Origin of the sequence: Rasiella sp. SM2506 (assembly GCF_050859505.1) — a bacterium.
Classification (GTDB): domain Bacteria; phylum Bacteroidota; class Bacteroidia; order Flavobacteriales; family Flavobacteriaceae; genus Marinirhabdus.
Window position 1 is genome coordinate 272,420 of record NZ_CP193934.1, and the last position, 21,939, is coordinate 294,358.

At 36.2% G+C, this 21,939-nt stretch carries 20 protein-coding genes; 8 read left to right on the plus strand and 12 right to left on the minus strand.

The window, feature by feature from the left end; all coding sequences use genetic code 11:
* Nucleotides 1-332: 332 nt before the first annotated feature.
* From ACQ2HF_RS01330 to ACQ2HF_RS01350, 5 genes are all read right to left on the minus strand, one after another.
* Nucleotides 333-3,110, minus strand: coding sequence for an outer membrane beta-barrel protein (locus tag ACQ2HF_RS01330; protein WP_432411712.1), 2,778 nt, complete (start codon nt 3,108-3,110; stop codon nt 333-335).
* Between the two features lie 160 nt (nt 3,111-3,270).
* Nucleotides 3,271-3,900: a hypothetical protein gene (locus tag ACQ2HF_RS01335; RefSeq protein ID WP_432411713.1), complete on the minus strand. Its 630-nt coding sequence runs from the start codon at nt 3,898-3,900 to the stop codon at nt 3,271-3,273.
* Between the two features lie 4 nt (nt 3,901-3,904).
* A complete protein-coding gene (gene der / locus ACQ2HF_RS01340; RefSeq protein ID WP_432411714.1) occupies nt 3,905-5,206 on the minus strand; it encodes a ribosome biogenesis GTPase Der in 1,302 nt (433 codons plus the stop codon).
* A 108-nt stretch (nt 5,207-5,314) separates the two neighbouring features.
* Nucleotides 5,315-6,199 carry a GTPase Era gene (gene era, locus ACQ2HF_RS01345; RefSeq protein ID WP_432413047.1) on the minus strand — a complete coding sequence of 295 codons (885 nt, stop codon included), beginning with the start codon at nt 6,197-6,199 and terminating at the stop codon, nt 5,315-5,317.
* A 27-nt stretch (nt 6,200-6,226) separates the two neighbouring features.
* Nucleotides 6,227-7,477 carry a cation:proton antiporter gene (locus ACQ2HF_RS01350; protein WP_432411715.1) on the minus strand — a complete coding sequence of 417 codons (1,251 nt, stop codon included), beginning with the start codon at nt 7,475-7,477 and terminating at the stop codon, nt 6,227-6,229.
* A gap of 485 nt (nt 7,478-7,962) precedes the next feature.
* Between ACQ2HF_RS01350 and ACQ2HF_RS01355 the strand changes: the two genes are divergently transcribed.
* Nucleotides 7,963-9,360 carry a tetratricopeptide repeat protein gene (locus ACQ2HF_RS01355; RefSeq protein WP_432411716.1) on the plus strand — a complete coding sequence of 466 codons (1,398 nt, stop codon included), beginning with the start codon at nt 7,963-7,965 and terminating at the stop codon, nt 9,358-9,360.
* Nucleotides 9,361-9,408: 48 nt separating this feature from the next.
* Here ACQ2HF_RS01355 and ACQ2HF_RS01360 read toward each other — a convergent pair whose 3' ends face one another.
* A complete protein-coding gene (locus tag ACQ2HF_RS01360) occupies nt 9,409-9,549 on the minus strand; it encodes a hypothetical protein (RefSeq protein WP_432411717.1) in 141 nt (46 codons plus the stop codon).
* Between the two features lie 480 nt (nt 9,550-10,029).
* On the opposite strand from ACQ2HF_RS01360, the gene ACQ2HF_RS01365 reads away from it, so the two are divergent.
* Nucleotides 10,030-10,806, plus strand: a complete 777-nt coding sequence (locus ACQ2HF_RS01365) for a zinc-dependent peptidase (protein WP_432411718.1) — start codon at nt 10,030-10,032, stop codon at nt 10,804-10,806.
* A gap of 53 nt (nt 10,807-10,859) precedes the next feature.
* On the plus strand, nt 10,860-12,416 hold the full coding sequence (locus ACQ2HF_RS01370) for an NAD(P)/FAD-dependent oxidoreductase (RefSeq protein WP_432411719.1): 1,557 nt from the start codon (nt 10,860-10,862) through the stop codon (nt 12,414-12,416).
* Here ACQ2HF_RS01370 and ACQ2HF_RS01375 read toward each other — a convergent pair.
* A complete protein-coding gene (locus ACQ2HF_RS01375) occupies nt 12,413-12,571 on the minus strand; it encodes a hypothetical protein (protein ID WP_432411720.1) in 159 nt (52 codons plus the stop codon). The genes ACQ2HF_RS01370 and ACQ2HF_RS01375 overlap by 4 nt on opposite strands.
* A 173-nt stretch (nt 12,572-12,744) precedes the next feature.
* Here ACQ2HF_RS01375 and ACQ2HF_RS01380 point away from each other — a divergent pair, with 173 nt between their 5' ends.
* Complete coding sequence (locus ACQ2HF_RS01380; RefSeq protein WP_432411721.1) at nt 12,745-13,425, plus strand: hypothetical protein; 681 nt, start codon at nt 12,745-12,747, stop codon at nt 13,423-13,425.
* A gap of 40 nt (nt 13,426-13,465) precedes the next feature.
* On the opposite strand, the gene ACQ2HF_RS01385 is transcribed toward ACQ2HF_RS01380, so the two are convergent.
* The 4 genes from ACQ2HF_RS01385 to ACQ2HF_RS01400 all read right to left on the minus strand — a co-directional run bounded on the left by ACQ2HF_RS01385 (nt 13,466) and on the right by ACQ2HF_RS01400 (nt 17,056).
* Nucleotides 13,466-14,161: a TVP38/TMEM64 family protein gene (locus tag ACQ2HF_RS01385; protein WP_432411722.1), complete on the minus strand. Its 696-nt coding sequence runs from the start codon at nt 14,159-14,161 to the stop codon at nt 13,466-13,468.
* Nucleotides 14,161-15,015: an SdiA-regulated domain-containing protein gene (locus tag ACQ2HF_RS01390; protein WP_432411723.1), complete on the minus strand. Its 855-nt coding sequence runs from the start codon at nt 15,013-15,015 to the stop codon at nt 14,161-14,163. The genes ACQ2HF_RS01385 and ACQ2HF_RS01390 overlap by 1 nt, the downstream gene beginning before the upstream one ends.
* An 89-nt stretch (nt 15,016-15,104) precedes the next feature.
* A complete protein-coding gene (locus tag ACQ2HF_RS01395) occupies nt 15,105-16,385 on the minus strand; it encodes a sensor histidine kinase (protein ID WP_432411724.1) in 1,281 nt (426 codons plus the stop codon).
* Nucleotides 16,382-17,056: a response regulator transcription factor gene (locus ACQ2HF_RS01400; RefSeq protein WP_432411725.1), complete on the minus strand. Its 675-nt coding sequence runs from the start codon at nt 17,054-17,056 to the stop codon at nt 16,382-16,384. The genes ACQ2HF_RS01395 and ACQ2HF_RS01400 overlap by 4 nt, the downstream gene beginning before the upstream one ends.
* 254 nt (nt 17,057-17,310) lie before the next feature.
* Here ACQ2HF_RS01400 and ACQ2HF_RS01405 point away from each other — a divergent pair, with 254 nt between their 5' ends.
* From ACQ2HF_RS01405 to ACQ2HF_RS01420, 4 genes are all read left to right on the plus strand, one after another.
* Nucleotides 17,311-17,691, plus strand: coding sequence for a hypothetical protein (locus ACQ2HF_RS01405; RefSeq protein WP_432411726.1), 381 nt, complete (start codon nt 17,311-17,313; stop codon nt 17,689-17,691).
* Between the two features lie 89 nt (nt 17,692-17,780).
* Nucleotides 17,781-18,314 carry a hypothetical protein gene (locus tag ACQ2HF_RS01410; RefSeq protein ID WP_432411727.1) on the plus strand — a complete coding sequence of 178 codons (534 nt, stop codon included), beginning with the start codon at nt 17,781-17,783 and terminating at the stop codon, nt 18,312-18,314.
* 169 nt (nt 18,315-18,483) lie between these two features.
* Nucleotides 18,484-18,921, plus strand: coding sequence for a PepSY-like domain-containing protein (locus ACQ2HF_RS01415; protein WP_432411728.1), 438 nt, complete (start codon nt 18,484-18,486; stop codon nt 18,919-18,921).
* Between the two features lie 84 nt (nt 18,922-19,005).
* A complete protein-coding gene (locus ACQ2HF_RS01420) occupies nt 19,006-19,671 on the plus strand; it encodes a DUF2490 domain-containing protein (protein WP_432411729.1) in 666 nt (221 codons plus the stop codon).
* 12 nt (nt 19,672-19,683) lie between these two features.
* On the opposite strand, the gene ACQ2HF_RS01425 is transcribed toward ACQ2HF_RS01420, so the two are convergent.
* Entirely contained in the window at nt 19,684-21,876 is a 2,193-nt protein-coding gene (locus tag ACQ2HF_RS01425; RefSeq protein ID WP_432411730.1) for an FUSC family membrane protein, read from the minus strand.
* Between the last annotated feature and the right edge of the window lie 63 nt (nt 21,877-21,939).

Here is a 21,939-nt window from a genome sequence, read left to right on the forward strand (position 1 = left end):
TGCGCTTGGAAATAAGGAGCTGGTAATTTGAAGTACGAGGTACGAACGACGAAATACGAATTTTTTAAAACCCTGTATTAAGCCGATATTGGCGGTGGTTGTTTTATAAAATTTGTACTTTTTTTACAAATTTTATAAAACTTTGCGCTTGGATTAACAAAAGCTGGTAGCTTTGGTACAATGCTCGTGACCGCTTGGACGCCACTAGCATCACTCAGCTACCTTTGATTCGTCTAAAATTAAACATTTTGGAAGTACGAACGACGAGTGACAAACCTAAGGTTTGAAAAACTGTCCATAGATGTGCTTCCTAAAGCTTTAAACCTAAGATATTAAAACTGAAACATCCCTCCATCATTCACCTCACCTTTCTTCCCAAGACTATTAAATTTCCAACTAAAGCTTAACATAACGTAACGCTCTAGAACGGTACTCTGCGAATCTTGAATATAATTGGCTGTGGCAGTACGCCGGGTGTTGTTATTCTGCCCTAGCAAATCATACACTTTTAAGGTTAAGGTACCTTGATCTTTTAAAACAGAATAGGCAAGGGTGCTGTTCCAAAAAACAACGCTTCGTTGGAAACCTGCCGCTACATCTGGATTGTAATTGTAATCTATGTTATTTCTCCACTCCAATTTTTCAGGAAAGAAGGTAGCTGTTTCTATACCTGCACTATGGCGCACAAATTTTCGATCGTCAAAAGACTCCAGATCGTAGGTAGTATTGGTAAAGCTTACCCGATAATTTGGAATAAATTCAAATAGATTTTTCCACGTAAAAGTAATGCGTACATCAGGTGAATACGTTGTGCTATTGGCCGCATATTCTACGCCATTATTAAAGTTTATATTTCTATTAGTACTTACGCTTCCCGATGCTCTAATTTTCACTTCTCGAATAGTATCTAACTTAATTTTTTTACTATAGTTTCCACTTCCATAGAAATAGTAATTACCATCTACATTGGTATAGGTAGTTGTTCGCACCAAATTTTCATCTACAATGGTTTGAGGCACTACTTGGTTTTGAGTAAAACTTGCATTGGACCAAAACCCAAAACCAGTTCCATTTTGAAAATCGAAGGCATTATAGCCCCCATATAGCGAATGTTCGTTGGCAGGTTCCAAATTAGGGTTCCCCGTAATAATATTTAACGGGTCGCTCACATCCTGAAACGGCTGTAATTGCTCCACATCGGGCGGACGGTTACTCAACCGATAGTTTGCATACAATGAAGCTTTTGGGCTGAACCTGTAGTTAAGATAGGTATTAAATTCTAACGCCTCGAAATCTTGCTCAAAAGAGGTTTGCGGGCGCAACTGGTCATTATTTTCTAAGGTTCTAAACACATACGATGCACTTACATTCGCATTCAGTTTATCTGTGTTGTATTGCAAGCCTAATGAAGGAGTACTACGCCTGTTGGTATATTTAAAATTAGTACTGAGTGCCTGGTTGAAATCTGAAAACTGCTGGGTATCTTCATTAAAATCGAAAGTGCTTTCGGTACTGTTACGCACATCTTCACGATGTGTAAAACTAGGATTTAAATACAGCTTCTTCGCTAGTAGTGGCATCCTATAACTAACTCTTGCATTGTAACTGTCTAACGTAAATTTTTCATCGGTAAATTGATTTCGATTTAAAACTGAGGGAGTATCACCAAAAACTTCGGTGTTGGATTCTAAAAAACGTTCTGCATCGTTATTTTCAAATTCGGTATCGATATTCAAGCTTACCGACGCACCCTTATCGCCAAATTTTTTGGTAATGTCCAAACCGTTTCTAAAACTTCTAGTAATGTTTTCAGAAAAACGGGAAGCATCTGCCTGGTTTAGGAGCTCATTATCCTCATTTCTAGAAGCTTCGTTGCTGGCAACTCTTCTGTTTCCTGTTCCGTATGTAAATGAAGGGTTCAGGTTTATTAAAAAGGTAGAATCTGCCTTAATATCTAGCCGTACGTTGGTGTTGTTATTATTATTTTCGGTGAACGTTTCAGAATTTGAATTGGTAAAGAAACGCCTGTCTGGTAAGATATTCTCTCGTTGGACACTACTTCTATCCTCACTATTGCTACCAGCATAAAAATGATCTGCAGAGATTTCTATCTTTTCTCCATAGGAATCGGCATAATTGGCACCTCCATTTTTAGAGCGTACAATTCCTTGTCCACCACCAAATTGGCGACCATCAATGCCAAAGGAACCATCACTACTTGTAAAAATATTTCGGCCACCGCCAAACATTTTACGAATCTCACCAAAACTAAACCCGGCAGAATTTATATTATTTCCACCCGCCAGGACGCTAATGCGCTGGTCATTATCAAAACGATTAAAGAAGCCTGCAAATTCATAGCGTTCATCGGTTCCACCGCCCGCTGCTACTCTACCAAAGACGCCTTTATTGTTTTCTTCTTTTATGGTAAGGTTAATGGTTTTATTTTGCCCGTCGCTAGCTTCCCCTGCAAAAGCTTCGGAATCTGTTTTGGTGTCGGTTACCTGTACTTTTTCAATGATTTCCTTGGTGAGATTTCTTGTGGTAATGGTGGGATCATCCCCAAAAAAGGGCTTTCCGTTTACCAGAATTTTATTAACGGGTTTTCCATTAACGGTTATCTGGCCTTCCGGATCTACTTCTACGCCTGGGAGTTTTTTCAGCAAATCTTCAACGTTGGCGTCTTTTTTCGTCTTAAAAGATTTTACGTTGAATTCTAACGTATCTTTTTTAATGGTGATAGGTGCTCTCGATGTTAGCACGACTTCATCCAAGGTATTGGAGTCGGTCTTCATTTTAATAGTACCCAAATTTATTTCTTCGGAATTCAATATAATGTCTTTCTGAAATGTTTCAAAACCTACATACGAAATATAGATTTTTAAATCTTTAACCCCAACGCGTTCCTGCACACTAAAGGCTCCGTTCTGGTCTGTAATGGTATACGTAACTAAGGTACTATCCTTGGCACGTTCCACATACACCGTAGCAGATTCCAGCGGTTTCTGGGTTTCTTGGTCCGTGAGTGTACCTGTAATTTTAAAAGGTTGTAATTGGGCGAATGTAGAAAAGCTACATAAAAATATGAGCGCACGTAAGCAATGCTTCATAATTGGTATGTGTTAGTTAGTTGATTGATTGATGCCGTTAGTATAAAAATAACGTTCTTAACAAAAAATTGTTTTGCATTAAGATTTTCTTAACATATTAAAAAATACCACGGAAACTCTAAAAGTATTTTTAATTACCATTATAAAATATTGATGCACTTTACACGCGAACTAAAAGCAATAGTAAATCCTGAAAATTTGTTTTTAGATCGGCCTGTAGTTGCGTCATTTTTGTGAGGGAAGCTATGAGGGGAAAGCCTTTATAATTGAAGTGGAGCCATGGCATTGTGATGCCATTTCTGTTCTGTACATCACTTATATCAAAATTTTCATTCGTTTTTTGAACAAATTCCGGATACGCTTCTTTAAACTCTGTTTCAACCGTACTTCGGTATTGCTCTATTTTCTGAATAAAAACATCGCCTTCTGCTGAATTTTGATTTCCCATAAAAAACAATTCATCAACTTCCGTAGAGGTACCCATAGCAGAATAATCTTCGGGATCTTTCAAAGTGGTAAGAAGTGATTTTTTGGTGTTGGAAATATAGGTATCCAACGCCTGCATCTTGGCATGGACCAATTGAAGCTTTTTATATTCTGAAGGATTTCTTTGTTCAATACCTTTCAGTAAAGAATCTTGGTCTTTATAAAATTGCGGATTTTGTTGTTCACTATTTATCCTTTCAAGTCGTTCGTTAATTTTTCCGAAAGACTCTAAAACTTCATCAGGTTTTTGTTTACAGGAAGCTAATGTGGCAACAAGAATAAAAAAAATGGCAACAAACCGCATAGGATTATTTCTTTCTTATATAAATAGTAACCGGAACCCCATTAAAGTCAAATTCCTTTCGCAATTTGTTTTCTATAAAACGTTTATAGGGTTCTTTTACATACTGCGGAAGGTTTGCAAAAAATGCAAACGCAGGATAGGGTGTTGGGAGCTGCGTACAGTATTTAATTTTAACAAATTTTCCCTTGTACTGTGGTGGTGGAAATGCTGAAATGATAGGTAGCATTGTTTCATTCAATACTGAAGTTTTTATCTTTTTAACTCTGTTTTGATATACTTCCACAGCCGTTTCAATAGCCTTAAAAATACGTTGCTTAGTCAATACAGAAATAAATACGATAGGCACATCTGTAAATGGTTCACACTGTTCACGAATGTAAGCCTCCATATCTTTAGTACTTTGGTTGTCTTTTTCAACCAAATCCCATTTGTTTACTAAAATAACAATGCCTTTATTATTGCGTTGTGCGAGCCAGAAAATACTTTGTACTTGACCGTCAAAACCTCTGGTAGCATCTAAAACCAATAAAATTACGTCACAATGTTCAATAGCGCGCACGCTACGCATTACAGAATAAAATTCAAGATCTTCTTTTACTTTGCTTTTCTTTCTAATTCCAGCAGTATCTACAAGATTAAATTCAAAGCCAAAACGATCGTATTTAGTGTCCATACTGTCACGAGTGGTTCCCGCAATATCAGTCACTACAAATCTGTCTTTCCCTAGTAAGGCGTTAATAAAAGAAGATTTTCCAGCGTTAGGACGTCCTACTACTGCAAATCTTGGGAGTTCAACTGCCTCAACCTCTGGCTCATCCGGAAGTGCTTTTACAAGATCGTCCAGCAAATCACCACTACCACTACCATTTATACTTGAAATGGTATAATATTTTTCTACACCCATCGCATAAAATTCTACAGCGTCATTCTCACGCTTAGAACTGTCTACTTTGTTTACAGCAAGAAAATAAGGTTTTCCACTTTTACGGAGTAACTCTGCTACTTCCTGATCCATTCCGGTAACTCCAGACTCTACATCTACCATAAAAATGATAGCATCTGCTTCGTCAATGGCAAGTTCTACCTGCTTGTCGATCTCAGCTTCAAAAATATCGTCGCTTCCTACTACATACCCTCCTGTATCTATAAGCGAAAATTCCTTTCCATTCCAGTCACTTTTTCCATAGTGACGGTCACGGGTAACGCCGCTGGTAGCATCTGTGATAGCTTCACGACGCTGAATTAAACGATTAAAAAACGTAGATTTTCCTACATTGGGTCTTCCTACAATAGCAACAATACTCATGGTTTTATTCTTAAGGGGTGCAAAGATAGGTTATAGTTGGCAGTAGACAGTGACAGTTGACAGTTAAAATTCTACTCACAAATACTGCGAACTGCAACTGGATACTGCTTACTTATTATTATAACCAAAACGTCGCAATTGTCTGTCGTCGCTTCGCCAGTTTTTATTCACTTTAACATAGGTTTCAAGATGCACCTGCTTGCCGAAAAATTTCTCAAGATCTCTGCGGGCTTCTACACCTACACGTTTTAAAGGAGCGCCCTTATGACCAATGATAATTCCTTTTTGGGTTTCGCGCTCTACCATAATAATGGAACGAATACGAATAATGTTTTCTTCCTCAAAAAACTCTTCCGTATCTATTTCTACCGAATAAGGAATCTCCTTTTTGTAGTGGATTAGTATTTTTTCACGAATGATTTCATTTACAAAAAAGCGCTCGGGTTTATCGGTAAGCTGGTCTTTTGGGTAAAATGGCGGACTTTCAGGCAGGAGTTCTATGATGCGGTTGAAGACTTCAGCGACGCCAAAATTCTCTAAGGCTGAAATAGCAAAAACTTCGGCATTAGGCACTTTTTCTTGCCAGTGCTGTAATGCTTCGGCCAACAAAGTTTCATTTCCCTTGTCTATTTTGTTAATGAGTAACAATACAGGGATTTTCGCATGGGTAATCTTATTAAAAAACTGCTCGTCTTTCAGCTCTTTTTCACCTAATTCAACCAAATACAGTAAGACATCGGCATCATCGAAAGCCGATTTTACAAAATCCATCATGCTTGCTTGCAACTGGTATGCTGGTTTTATAATTCCTGGCGTGTCACTTAAAATCATCTGGAAATCGTCACCATTCACAATCCCTAAAATACGGTGACGTGTGGTTTGTGCTTTACTGGTAATGATTGAGAGTCGTTCTCCAACAAAGGCGTTCATCAACGTACTCTTTCCAACATTGGGGTTTCCAATAATATTTACAAATCCTGCTTTGTGTTTGATTTCTTCCATATGGCAAAGGTAGGCTATTTAGGTTTCTTCTGTTTTTACTTTTTGCACCAACTTACCCACAGTTAGCCCTTGCACAATAATAGAAAACACAACAACTATATAGGTAATGACCAGAAATAAATCCCGCTCCATAGCTTCGGTAAGTCCTAGGGCAAGCGCAATTGAAATCCCACCTCGCAGGCCTCCCCAAGTCATAATTAAATTGGTTTTGGGAACAAAGTCTAATTTTTTCTGAAAGAATTTTATAGGTAATAGCAACGAAATATAACGACACACTAAAATAACCGGTATCGCAATTAAGCCAGCAACTATATAGTTTAGATTAAACGAAAGCACAAGCATCTCCATACCTATTAAAACAAATAGAATGGTGTTTAATAAAATATCTATAAGTTCCCAGAATTTATCTACGTAGGTTTCTGTAATGTGAGACATGGTACTGGCACGCACTGTATCATTCCCCACCAATAATCCGGCTGTTACCATAGCTAATGGGGCAGACAAATGAAACTGTTGCGCTATGGCAGTTCCTACCATCACTGCGGCAAGTGTAATAATAACTTCTATATCATAATCGTCTATCGATTTCATAAGACGATAGGTTATGTACCCAACCAAAAGCCCCAAAGCAATCCCACCAATGACCTCTTGCCCAAATAATGCTAAAATAGCTAATGGCTCAATGGTCCCAGCATCTCCTAATATAGCTATTTGGAAGATGGTTAAGAATACTACAACGCCTACGCCATCATTAAACAGAGATTCTCCTACGATTTTTGTTTCTAATTTTTTAGGCACGCCAGCTTTTTTCAGAATACCCAATACTGCGATAGGATCGGTAGGAGAAATTAAAGCACCAAACAAAAGGCAATATATAAAATTTACGGGAAGCCCAATTAACTGTAACACATAGTACATAGCGCCACCCACTAAAAAAGTTGATATCAAAACTCCCACAGTAGAAAAAACAAGCACGGGCCAACGTTGAATTTTTAACTGTTTAAAATTGGTATGCAAAGCACCCGCAAAGAGTAAAAAACTAAGCATGATATCCAATAAAACTGTCTTGAAATCTATTTTTGAAATGATAAGTTTTTCCGCATTCAGAAGTGTGTCATCAAAATAACTGATTCCTAAAACAGCTAACGTAAAAACAATAGTGATTACCATTAAACCAATGGTATTGGGTAATTTTAAAAAACGAACATTAATATAGCCGAAGATAGCTGCCGTAAAAACTAGCGCCGTTATAATTAAAAAATATTCCATAGAATTTTATTGAAAGATGGACTAAAGTAATCATACTTCTTCAACTTTGACACGAATAGGTTCTTTTAATAAAAAACACATTTAATTTTAGCAGTAAAATGGGGGACGGTTATATAGCGCACTTCACCTAGTTATGGTATAATTTACACTAAATGTTCTCCAGTCCCTTTTTTAAAATAAATACTATACGTTTCCACCAAACGCAAGCTTCATATGTTGTCTTTTAAGTTCATCTTCATAAGGTAATCTACAAATCCTTAAAAAATAAGAGATCCCAATTATTCCTACAAAACTTCAAAATAATCGACATAATGACTATTTTACCGATGAAATACGTTAAAATAGAAAATATAGTAAGAAATATCTTACAGTTATAAATTATTTTTTTTAAATTGCTATCCTTCAATGGCTTGTCACTTTTTGTTTTAAAAACAATTTTTAGTAATTGATTTTAACAATGATAACAGGCTTAAAAGAAATATATTTTGGCAGATATGCTTGAAATTAGAAGAAGTAAAAGAGCTTTATACATACCAAAACTACGTGATGAAACAGTAAAATTTAGAATCAAACTAACAAAACAAACCCCAATGAAAAAAATTACTATTCTAGCTGCATTACTACTAGCAATCCCCTCGCTTGAGGCACAAAAAAAAGAGATTAAAAAAGCTGAAAAAGCAGTAAATTCTGGCTACCTATCAGATGCAGCTTCCTATTTGCAACAGGCAAAACGAATTTTTGCAGCAGCAGACAATGAGACACGTGCACACTACTACGTTGTGGAAGCCGAAATGAATCTTGCCGATAAGGACTTGGATAAGGAAGGATTAGAGTCTATTTATAAATCCTTGAAACTTGCCAGTAATTATGATCCAAGTTCATCACTACTCAATAGAATTACAGAAATTGAATTAAAACTTAAAAGCCTATCAGCCAATGCTGCCACAGGTGAATATAGCAATAAAAATTTCTCTGAAGCGGCTACTCTTTATAATGTAGCTTACCAATCTACTAAAGATACCATCAACTTATTCAACGCTGCAAAGAGTCATTTACTTGCCAAAGAGTATAATGAAGCTTTTAGTGCATATAGTCGCCTTTTTTATATGGGATATACTGGCGCTAAGGTTCGCTATACAACTTCGAATGTTAATTCTAATTCTAAAGAGATTTCTAGTGGCACCAGAGAGGTTTTTACGGGTATAAATGAGGTTTTTACTTCATCCTCTTCGAGAAATGTAGCCGTAGAAAAAGGAACGCAAAAAAGGACACAATTAGTAACAACTAGCAGTAAAATACCTGAATTATTGCGTGGCTTAACAACCGCAGCTATTCATCTTAATAACGAAAGTGCAGCTGTTGCCATAATCGATGAAGCAATAGCTAAGAAACCTAACGACAAAACTTTATTAAATCAGGCTTTCCACCTATATAGGCAATTAGATGCTAAGGATCAATATATTAAAATAATGGATTTACTTATCAAGGAAACACCTAACGATCCTAACCTATATTATAATTTTGGCGTTTCCAGTACGGAAAATAACGATATTATTAGAGCAAAGGAATTTTATAAAAAAACATTAGACTTGAATCCAAATCATGAAAATGCTAAATTAAACCTATCTATTTTACTGTTGGATCAGGAAAAAGTTATTGTAGATGAAATGAATAGTTTGGGAGTATCTACAGCTGAAGATAAACATTATGAAGAACTAAAAGTTAAACGGAATAATCTCTACACTGAAGTGCTCCCTTATTTAGAGAGTATTGTAGCATCACAACCTCAAAATAAAGATTGGGTTACTAAGCTAATGAATATTTATAGCTATCTCGGCCAAGATACAAAGTTGGCCATATTGCAAGAAAAATTAGATGACTAAAGCGACCCCGTATCAATTTGTACTGATATAAATATAGCAATTGTTTAACTATATATCGGATGGATTTTTATCTGTAGGATTGTTATTTTCTTTTTCGGATGGGACGAAAAGATTAAAATCGAATTTGAATTTGTCCATATCTATATTAGCATATTTTTTGGACTTCTTTGTATTTGAAAATTTTAACATGGAGTAGGTTTTGGGGATTCCTAAAATTGTATTACAAATATCGATAGTTTAAACTCAAGTAGAGGTTAAACTATTGTTATAAAATAGTTAATTGGATGCAAAAAAATGAAGAGGTATACCACTTTAAAGCGGTATAAAGCTATTACATTTTATATATTTTTAGAAATCAGCACGTACCAATACTAAAATATTTCTCCTAGGTACACAAATACCAGAATTATAAGGTTTGTACCTTGGGTCTGGTAAAGTCTCCTAACCCGCAAATACTATAAAGGCATCGGTTTTTTGTTAACTAGTTTTTTTAATTTAGGGTGTCCCAACTGGGCGCGTATGGGTTTCCTTTTCTATCAAAAGCCTAGAAACAACTACCTAAAAAATCGTCTGAGTTTAATTTAAACTAATTCTTTTTTGATAGTAAAACTGAAGGAATCCCTGCTAAAATAAACAAGGAAATAAAAGCCATTGCCTACATTTGAAGTTATGTTTTCCACCCTTTTATTTTTAACGTTAGTTGCTTTTGCTGTTTTTGCTTTTACAAGAACCAAGAAGAAAAAGTCTCCCATTTCTCAATCCCACTGGCATGCGCTTTTGCTGAAACACGTAGCTTTTTATTCCAGATTAGATACTGAAAATCAATTGCTGTTTAGAAAACGAATGCAATTATTTTTGGATGAAGTGTATGTAGAAGGTGTAAAAATAAAGTTAGATGCATTGGATTATGTTCTGGTTGCAGCCAGCGCGGTAATACCCGTTTTTGGCTTTAAAGATTGGCATTACAATAATTTAAGCGGCGTATTAATTTACCCCGATGTTTTCAACGAAGATTTACAGTTTGAAACTGTTTCAAAAAACAGAAGAATTCTTGGCATGGTTGGTACAGGGCAGTTTGAAGGACAAATGATATTGAGTAAAACAGCCTTAAGACAAGGTTTCAGCAACAAAACCGATAAGCACAACACAGCCATACACGAATTTGTGCACCTCATAGATAAAACCGACGGTGTTACAGACGGCCTCCCCGAACGTCTTTTACAACATTCTTACACGTTACCCTGGCTCAATTTAATGCATGAGGAAATGGAGGCTATTCATAAAAACAAATCAGATTTACGTGCGTATGGAGGTACAAACAAGCAGGAATTTTTTGCCGTTGCTTCGGAGTACTTTTTTGAGCGTCCTAAATTATTAAAACGAAAACATCCCGAGTTGTATAAAATGCTGGAGGATTGCTTTCAGACAAAAAACTATGCAAAATAATGCAGGCTCTTCTAAAACAACCTTCAACCTTTTTTTGATTTATCTTTGACGGCATGAGTACACTGGTTCAGATTTCAATTTTACCTAAGCAACAGGAGGATTTGCCTTATATTTTAGAATTAGGGCTTGCCAAGGCAAAACTATATAAAAGAGATATTAAAGATTGGCGCATTAGAAAACGTTCTATCGATGCACGTCGGGCCCCTGTAAAACTAAATCTTCAGTTAGAATTCTGGCTTCAGAACGAGGAAATTAAAGACATCCCACCATTTATTCCGCAGCCCGTAAAAGACAAAGAAGCCATCGCTATTATTGGCGCTGGACCTGCTGGAATGTACGCCGCACTTAGAGCGATAGAAATTGGATTAAAACCCATACTTTTTGAACGAGGAAAAGATGTTCGGGAACGGAGAAGAGATCTTGCGAAAATTAATAAAGAGCATTTGGTTAATCCAGATTCCAACTATTGCTTTGGTGAAGGGGGTGCAGGAACGTATAGCGATGGTAAATTATACACACGTTCCAAAAAAAGAGGAAATGTATTAAAAGCCCTAGAATGGTTTGTACATTTTGGAGCCGATGAAGATATACTTGTAGATGCACATCCACATATTGGCACCAACAAATTACCTAAGATTATCACCACCATGCGCGAAGCGATTATTGACGCGGGAGGTGAAGTCCATTTCAATTGTAAACTCACCGATCTTACAATTGAAAATAATAGCATTTCAGCACTAGAAATTAATCACACCCATTGGCATAATTTTGACACGGTTATTTTAGCCACAGGCCATTCTGCGCGAGACATTTTTTATCTGCTTCATACCCATACCATTAAAATTGAAGCAAAACCCTTTGCCATTGGGGTGCGTGTAGAACATCAACAAGAATTAATAGACTGGATCCAATACCATGGCGATGCAGACAATCCGTATTTACCTCCTGCCTCTTACGGCCTGGTAGAACAAGTAGATGGCCTGGGCGTTTACTCCTTCTGTATGTGTCCTGGCGGTATTATAGCACCCTGCGCCACAGCTCAGGAAGAAGTAGTTACCAATGGCTGGAGCCCGAGCAAGCGAAATAATCCCTATGCAAATTCTGGAATTGTAGTAAGCGTAGCTCCGGAAGATTTGCCTGGTTATGCTGTAGAAGATCCTTTTGTATGCCTTGATTTTCAGAAAAAAGTTGAAAAAGATTGCTGGGAAGCCGCTGGAAAGACACAAGCGGTGCCAGCGCAGCGCATGATAGATTTTGTGGAAGGTCGTATCTCGGAAAACTTTCCGAAGACTTCTTACCAACCAGGAATTGTTTCGGTAGATCTAAATGAGGTTTTACCTCCCCTTATTGCCGAACGACTACGTAAAGCTTTTAAACTCTTTGGAAAAAAAATGAAAGGGTATTACACAAATGAAGCTGTGCTGCACGCTCCAGAAAGCAGAACCTCATCTCCTATCTCTATTCCCAGAAATGCTGAAACCTTACAACATATTGATGTGGCAGGATTATATCCTTGCGGAGAAGGAGCTGGCTATGCTGGTGGGATTATTTCTGCAGCTATCGACGGAATTAATTGCGTAGACGCCATTGCAAAGAAAAAAGGAATTTAAGACACCGTATCGTCTTTGTTAGCTTTTTGAATGATCGCTTTTAAACGTTCTTTCCTAAGCGCTGTCTCACTCTTCAATTTATTCTTTTTGCGACCCATTAACTTAGAATGCTTGGCTTTATTTTTCGTATTTTTTTCTTTTCCTTTTTTTGCCATGTAGTTTTTCGAACACTATTTTATGTGCTTGTAGTTCACAATCATTAAAGTAGCACAATTTAAGATGTTTTTGGATTTAATTTCATAAAAATATTTTTCACTTATAACTAATCTTTAACGAGCACCCGATTACAAATTGACTAATTTTCGCGCTTCTAATAAGAAACATACCTATGAAAAACACCTATACTGTTGAAATTTTAGATTTCGACACCATCGATATTTTACCAAACGCCTGGAATGACCAAAACTATATTGATCTTTTAAATGCTTTGGATTTTGGCGATATTTCTGCACTAAAACCTTCAGAGTTAAAAGAGATGACTATGATGGCACTTGCGGATAATGAACTCAATGAAGCGGCCAAAGTTTTACTGGATTATATTTTCGAGGAGCGTCTCAACGAAGGTCAAAAGGACAACCTCACCTATGAGATGCAAGATGAAAAAATGTGGGAAGAATATGCTGAAATTTCTATGCACGAAGAGTTTTTTAACATCGGTCAGTTATTGTACCAATCCTACAATGGAAAGTTCCCCCATCCGGACGCTGCGCAATTTCAACTTAAAATTTCAGCAAAAAAGAAAACAGATTTAGAAATTTTCAATACTGAAACTGAAACCAACCTGATGAGACTTATGACACAAGGCATGCCTCCTAACACGCTTATAAACAGGTTATATAAAGAAGAATTACAAGGAGAAGATTTTGAAGAGGCCGAAAATATTATTTGGCAATTAAAAGAAGTGGCTACCGAAGAAAACAGCATCACTTTTGATGTAATTTCATCTATGTACTGGTTTCATGATTTAAAGTTTGTGGAAGGTTTTGAAGCTATTTTAGAAGTAGAATAAACTTAAATAGATTTTCCATGAATGTGTTCGTGAGCTATAATTAGCGTTTACGTTTATCCCACCATACATACACAACAAATACAACAAGGCTTACCAAGGAGCCCCAAAACAGTCCTGTCTTTAATGTTTCGGTGCTTTTTCCAATAATCGCTATAAATAGGGTTAATGGAAGAATTCCAAGTAAGGTCGCCCCTATAAATTTCCAATAACCCATTTTTACTATCCCTCCAACAAAACTTATAGCGTCGTTGGACAGGAACGGATTTAATCTAGTAATCACAATAGCCCAGAATCCGTAATCTTCTATAAACGCTTCTAACGTATCTTCCGTTTTTTGTCCAAGTAGCTTCACCACCAATGTTTGTCCGAAGTAGCTCCCGAGAAAATATCCCACAGAAGAAGCTGCAAATACAGCAACCAATATAATAACACTTCCCCAAATAGGACCATAGGCTATGATGGAAACTACCATAAGCGCAATGGTTGGGATTACCAGTAAAAACATTTGTGCAATCATTGCTAAAATCAAGACAAAAGGTCCTAACCAGCCAAAACCAGAAACCCATTGTTCAATACGCTGCTCGTCACCGCTGGTAAGAACCGCCCACGCTTCATCAAAAAATTGTTGAGTACTCGGGATTAAAAAATAACAAGCAACCATACCTCCCACCAGTAGTAAAGAGAGATACAGCGGTAGTTTGCTTTTTGAAATTTTTTCTTTTTTATGTTGCGGCACTATTTAAATTTTACCTGAACAATAGAAGCTGGCCCATCTCCAGATTCGTTTGAAATATACAGTATACCTTCTGGACTGAATGTGATTCCTTCGGGTTGCGCAAAACGCTTCTTATCCAACTCATGAACTTTCTTTATAGTTCCATCTGCCTCTAAAATTAAAAGTTTTGGGTTCTTTCCTTCCAAGACATAATATTCTCCCGTTTTGGGATGTATAGCAACGTCTGAGGGACTAAAAGTTTTATAAGCTTTTTTCTTTTTGAAGCTCTTAAATGCACCATCGTTCATGTTAATTCTTACACTTGGAGTAGCATTCATTGTCTTAGAATCTATAGGGATTTGATACAACCCTTTAAAATCGTCTGAGGTATCCCGATCTTTTGGAGCAATCACCAAACTGTTATTTTTAGAATGAAGTGTTATCGTTTCCATATTGTTTTTAGCTGAAAAATCTGTTTCAAAAGTCTCAACCGATTTTTCCTTAGTTCTAAAATTAGAAATTTCATAAATGGTTCCATCACTACGCATAACGTAGGCAGTATTATAATGTACCGCAATACCTTCATAATCTCCAGAGCCAGCAAATTCTATTTCTTCAACTATCTTATTTTTCTTTAAATCAAAAATATAAATAATCCCGTCTTCATCTTGTACACTGGCAATGGTTCCATCTGGAAGCCAAGCAATACCGCTTATTTCATTTAAATCTTTTGGGAGTTCCCAGGTTTTTTCAATAGCATATTCTTTGGAAACAGTACTAGTACTAAATTCGTCTTTTTGAATTGTAAAAGCGTATACAGCAAACACAACAAGAATTGCGAGCGTTCCGACAGATAAAATTTTGAGAGTTTTCATACTATATCATTTTAATTATAAAGCAAATATCTAATACAAATCTGTAAACAATTTGGAATCATACTTCGGTTTAATGTTTTTGGGAAAATTTAACTTCTTTTAAGGAAGTCTATCTTAAATGTGTGCACACCTTTAAAATGATAGTATAATCCCAAACTATATTTATCTGCAATGGCCTTGGCAATTGCAAGCCCCAACCCTGTAGATTTTTTGCGATCACTTGATTTTTTAAACCGTGTGAAAAGGGATTTTCTATCAAGTTCTACTGAGCTCCCAAAATTTTTAATCTCCCAACTATTGGCTTGCATATGTATCTCTATCTCTTCTTTTTTCTTCCCGTGTACCAACGCATTTTTTATGAGGTTGGTCAGCAAAATAATAGCGAGATCTTCATTTATCCGGTATTTTAATTCGCCACTGGATGAAACAGTAATTTTCATTTTTTTATGATGAGCCATGTCTTCAAAATCTGCAACAATTTGTCTTGTTAGTTCAGGAAAATCAACTTGTTTTTCATTCTCAAATTCGTGGTTCTCTATTTTTGAAAGGAGTAGCAGGGATTTGTTAAGGCGCGTTAGCTTATCGAGATTGTCCAGCACGGTTGCCATAGCTTGTAGCTGTTTTTCGTCCAATTCATTTTCCTCTAAAAACAACTCTAACTTGTTAATACTTATAGCCAAAGGGGTTTGAAGCTCGTGTGAAGCATTTTCAATAAAGTGTTTTTGAGCCACGTAGCTATTGGTCGACTTTTTTATTAATTTATCTACGGTAATATTGAGCAATTCGAATTCTTCGATACTGGTTTTTGGAATAGTTACGGGTGTGCTTTTTTCAATTTTGAAATCTCGCAATTGACCAATGAGCCCATAAAAAGGTTTCCATATCTTTCGTAATAGCAAGTTATTCAAGATGAGAATACTAACAATAAGTAAGACATACAAGCCTATGAGGTAGATAACAAGATCTGTAACCAGATCGTCTTCCTCTACCATAGACGTTATTATTTTAAGCTTATAATGTTCATCCCCGAAAGCCACTGCGCTTTCATAGATACGTACCGGCTCAAAATCTTCCTCATTAAGCATATACATTAGCGTATCCCGGTAACTTTCTTTAAATTGTTGATAGGTTTTTTTAGAAATTGGCGCAAAGTTATAGACGTGTTTTTCAAAGTGAGGATCGTCTTGTGATAATATACTTGGGTCACTCGCTGCTCGCTGTACCATTAAAAATTTCTGATTTTCCAGTCCGTCATCCAAGCTGTCATAAATCTCATCCAACATAGCATAATAAAACAAAACGGCCCATACGGTTATGAGCAATAGCAGCAACAAAGCAAGGTGTCGGGATGTATAATTTAGCAGTTTCATTGTTCAATTTCCAACTTGTAACCCACACCATAAACAGCTTCAACATTTAGGGTTGACTTTTCAAGTTTTTTTCTCAGGTTTTTTATCTGCGAATAAATAAAGTCGAAACTATCGGATTGATCTATATGGTCTCCCCAAACGTGTTCGGCTAGCGCAGCTTTGGTAACCAATCTGGTTTTATTGGTTATTAAATACATTAAAATATCGTACTCTTTTCTATTAAAGTCTATGGTTTCACCATTAATTTGCACCATTCGGTTTTCGGGATTTATGGTAACATTCCCAATTTCCACTTGTTTACTCCCTTCAAAATGACGCCTGCGTACTACCGCTTTTACTCTAGCGTGCAATTCTGCCATATGGAAAGGTTTTGGCAAATAATCATCTGCTCCCAGGTTTAACCCTGCCAATCTATCATCCAGTGAATCTTTTGCTGAAACAATAATAACCCCATCATCCTTTCCTTCATTTTTAAGTTGTTTAAGCAAATCCAATCCATTACCATCTGGCAACCCTATATCCAGTAAGATACAATCGTACTCATAAATACCAATTTTTCCACTGGCGGTTTTAAAATCTGAAACTGCTTCAACAGTATATTGCTCACGCTCCAGACTCTGGCGCATATTGTCCAGCATTTCGGGTTCGTCTTCAATAATTAGTATTTTCATCTACTTTACATATTTTAGCAATAATATAATAGAATTCTATAAAGAAATGGGAATTTCAATATTTTTTAAGAAGTACGTTTTTCAGATATGTCAAAAAAATGTTACGGCATACATTTTGCACAAAACTATTTTGAAAAACTGGTAGCAAGAGGGCTGTTTTATTTTAGCAATAAATAAAATTCAACTTTTATGAAATTATTACCTATTTTTTCCAGAATTCTATAATACATTTGTATTCAAATTAGTACACTACGTTGAAAAAGCTACAGAAAATAGTGAGCCTATGGATGGCGATTTTGCTTACAGCATTGTCTGTAAATGCAACACCTGTTAAAGTTCTTGACATAGTAAATGCTACTACTACAACCCAAAACCAAGTTGATGCCCTTTCCTTTGGCAAAACTATTACCTATTTTATTGATAGCTCACAGCAAGTAATCCTTGGTGAGACCGAGGGTGAATCTCTTCCGCTATCATTAGACGACAGTCTATTTTTATTTATACCCAATGGGCATAGTAGTACAAAGAACTCTTTGAATCTTTTACAAACCCGTAAAAAGAGTTTTTCAGAGAACACTTCCTTCAGTACATACTACACAAAACAGCTACTTTTCCCTTTCCATTCGCACTGGTAATAAATTGTTGATTTTCTACTATTAGCGTAAGATTTCATCGGAAATCCTACACATCCAAAACAATTTAATTACATTAAAAATACGATATCATGGAAACAGGAATGATTGTTATTGCAGTTGTACTTTTTGCTGCAGTTTTAGTACCCACTTTATTAATAATTCAAAATACAAAACAGAAGTCCAAAAGATTATACAATGGACTTAATGCCGTCGTGGCACAAAAAAACGGGGTTTTATCTCACCATATCGAGCAGAATAATTTTGCGTTGGGAATAGATGAAACCCACAAAGCCCTATACTTTTTTAAGAAAACAGAGGATATCGAAATCTCTGAGGCTATCGATCTTTCTAAGGTAACCACCTGTGAAATTTCTACCAAAACAAGACGCTTAAAGAAGGAAAAGGGTTTTGAAGAATTGATAGAAAAAATTACTCTGGTATTTGTTTCTAAAAATAATAACGAGACCAGACAGATAGAGCTATACAATGAAGAAGACACACTATTAACCGACGAAATCACTATTGCTGAAGATTGGAAAAAAAGAGTGCAAAGTGTTTTATCCCAAAAGAATGTGGTAGCAGAACAAAAAAAGGAACAAAAATTTTCTGCAGCAGTAGCGTAAGAATTTGAAAATTAGTTAGTTTCATTATTTGATTTTTATTTAGATTGAAAAGGGTCGGGTTTTTCCCGCCCCTTTTTTTTTTGAAAAATTTGAAATTTCAAAACAATCGTATTCCCAATTGCTTACAGATTCTTCCCTTTTCTTTGAATCAAAATAAAAAACAATAGGTATGAAAAATTTAAAAACAATAACACTCGCACTATTAGCAACCGCTGCAGTAAGTGCACAAGATGTAAAGACGAATCAAGTTCCAGCAAACCTCAACAATAACTTTGCCCAAGCTTACCCCAATGCCACCAACGTGGAGTGGGAAATGGAAGAAATGAATTACAAAGTTGAGTTTGACCTGGGTAAAATGGATCACGAAGTTTGGTATTCTAAAACGGGAAGTATTGTAAAAACTGAATTTGAAATTCTAAAAACTGATGTACCCGCAGCGGTTGCCGCTACCGTACAATCTAAATACCCAAAATACAAAATTGACGAAATAGAAATGACCGAAGAAAACGGAAAAAAAACGTATGAAGTGGAACTTGAAAAATGGTTTGGCAAAGACAAAAAGCTAGTGATCGCAGAAGATGGCACTTTTATTAGCGAACGCACTTAAGATTTTAAAGTTAGTTTTATTAGTAGTGAAGAAAGGGTTGGATATTTTTTCAGCTCTTTCTTTTTTTTAACAAAGAATTCATTTATGCGAATAGCAACCCTATTCTTTTTACTAATGGTAAGCAATACTGAAAGTATTGCCCAAGGAAATTTCACTTCTTTTTTTGAACCAGAAATTGAATTGAAGTATGCGGTTACCGAAAGATATACTCAAAGCTTTGGTATTGAAAACCGAAATTTTATTTACAGGAATACCAATACTACCTACACCGTAAAACAAATAGATATATCCCATTTTTCAGAATTTGCCATCAAGGAAAATCAATCTGTAGCGATTGGCATTCAATATCGCTTTGAAGAAACATTCAATAAAACCGAAGAAAACGAATTGCGCTTTATGCAACAATGGGAGTGGGAAAACCGGTACTCAAATTTCATTGTAAAAAACAGAGTACGCAATGAGCAACGAGTATACGCTTCTACCACAAAATACAGAATACGGTATGAACTTGGCTTCAAGTTTCCCTTGCAGGCAGATCAAAAAACCTACTTCAAAACAGAAACAGAAGCCCTCTTCGAATTGGCAAAAACTCAAAAACCAGAATTTGAACAAAGAGCAACCGCTGTGTATGGCTTTATAGTTCTTCCAAAAACCAATTTGGAAGTAGGCCTACAATATCGTTTAGCAGAATATACTCAAACTATAGGACACGAAGTGTTTGCTATTTTAGGTGTAGAAATTTCTTTATAAAAATCAATGAAATTACCTTGAGTCAACCTCTGTCTTCTCTAGTAACTCATCACTAAGATCAAGTATCTTTTTACTAATAGAATGCAGCCACCTTAATTGCTCCCAAACTAAATGAGCTTCTTGATAGGTAGGCTCATTGGCTGGTGTAGGATGATGCCTCATAGGCTCAACATCCATAAACGAAAAATTGGCTAATTTTTTACTTTTTACTGTTCCTTTCGTGTCTTTTGTATTGGGTACTTTTGTTTTGCTTTTCGTGTCCAACACATTAGAAACCTGTGTTAAATTAACGTCAATTATTGCTACTGCATCTTTAAACTGTTGGCTTGCAGGAGTGGTTTGGTGGTGTTGTAAATAGGTGCTTAATGATGCCAAAGAGGAAAGCATGGCGTGATTGAGCACAACCAACTCATAAATAGCATCCATATTTTTTTGTTTGGACTTAGGTTCCTGTGCCATTCTTTGGAAAGCTGCATTAAGATTGGAAGTCTCTAAAAATGCTGTTTTACGTGCCACTTTATAGGCGGTTGACACAGGAATTTTCTCAATATAGACCGTACTAATGCGTTCAAAGAAGTTACGATTTGCAGAAACACTCGTTTTAATATTTTCCCGAATTTCCAAAAATCCCCAAGCTGGCCAAAGCCATAAAATAGCCATAAACGAAAGTGCTGCACCTATAAGGGTATCAAATATACGGTACTGTATCACCACCAATATATCCGGACGTAAAATGGCATAAATAAAAACTACACTTAGCGTCACAAATGTTGCAGACACTTTATAATTTTTCTGAACTACCGAAAAAGCAACAATAAGTGAGACAATTCCTAATGAGCCCAACACATATGGATTTTTAATAAATAATACGAGTATGGTTGCAAGAACTGCTCCTAGTAAAGTACCTATAATCCTATCTTTGGAACGCGATTTTGTAAGACCATAACTAGGTCTCATAATTACAATAATGGTTAATAATATCCAATATGGATTTTGAAATTCCAACACATCGCCAATAAGGAATCCTACCATCATTGTGGCCGAGAGTCGCAAGGAATGTTTAAAAATAGCCGACTTAAAAGTGAAGTTTTGCAGCCCTATTTTCAAATCGTATTCTTGTGGGACAAGAAATCGCTTAAGGGTTTTGGTTGTAAGATAATCTGACGCATCAATTTTCGGGTTGCTTCGTAACCAATGAATGCGTTTTAACTTTTCGAATTGTTTTTCTTGGTATTCCCATAAATTCTGAAGAATCACAAAACTTTCAAAATCTGTTGTAGTATCCAGCTTTTCAATGTTTTTTTTAACAGACTTAAATAAAGCTGTTAGTTCCATAAAACGCTCATTTTCTTTTACTTTAACAGAATGTGAAAAATGCTCAAGCTCTCTCGAAATAGTGAAAATTATTTCTTGAAAATCATTTTTTAAGCCTTGATGTCCTTCAAACACAGTATCCATTTTTTCATAATCAACAGGATTTGCAATGGCTGTTTCTAACATTTCAACAAGCTGAATAAAAATAAGTAGCTGTTTATTTTGATAGTTAGAATTTCCAGAGGTTTTTCGTGACGCAATCAAAATGTCTCGCAACGTCTCATGGTGGTCAATAAGCGCAGTTTGTAACTCGTGAAGATTTCGTTCTAAGGTTTCCCGCTCGGCCTGTTTTCCCATTAATTGTGCACGAGTGTGTAAAAATTGGGAGGTCAGGGAAAAAGTTTCAGAAAGCGATTCTTCTGTTTGGGCTTTGGGATTTAAATGGTACGCAATAATTACCAAAAATAAATACCATAATCCACCAACACCTATAAGCAAGGAATATTGATACGGCGCCAACTCTGAAGGGGTATGCGCAAAACCTAAAACCAGCGCTAGTAAGCCCGAAAAACTAATAAGCGAAGCCCGAAAGCCATAGATAGAAATATAGGCAATGCCGAATGTAAGCGCACCCAAAATGGGCAACAACAACCACGTGTCTATAGTTAGATACCCTCCTATAAAACTTACCACGGTAATAAGAATAGCAGAAAATATAATACCCATTTTCTTGTGGTAGAAACTACCTGGCGTATTACTAGGCGAACTCCAGAATGCCCCAAAACACAATGCCAGTCCAATGCTAATTTGATCCATAACTATTCCTAAAATCACAGGAAGACTCACTGCAATGCCTACAAGAACAGCTTTTGAAAAATTGGTGCTTTTCAAAAAACGTATGAATCTTAAAGTTGTGGTATGTGGTGCTATTTCGATCTTAGTTGCTATCTATAT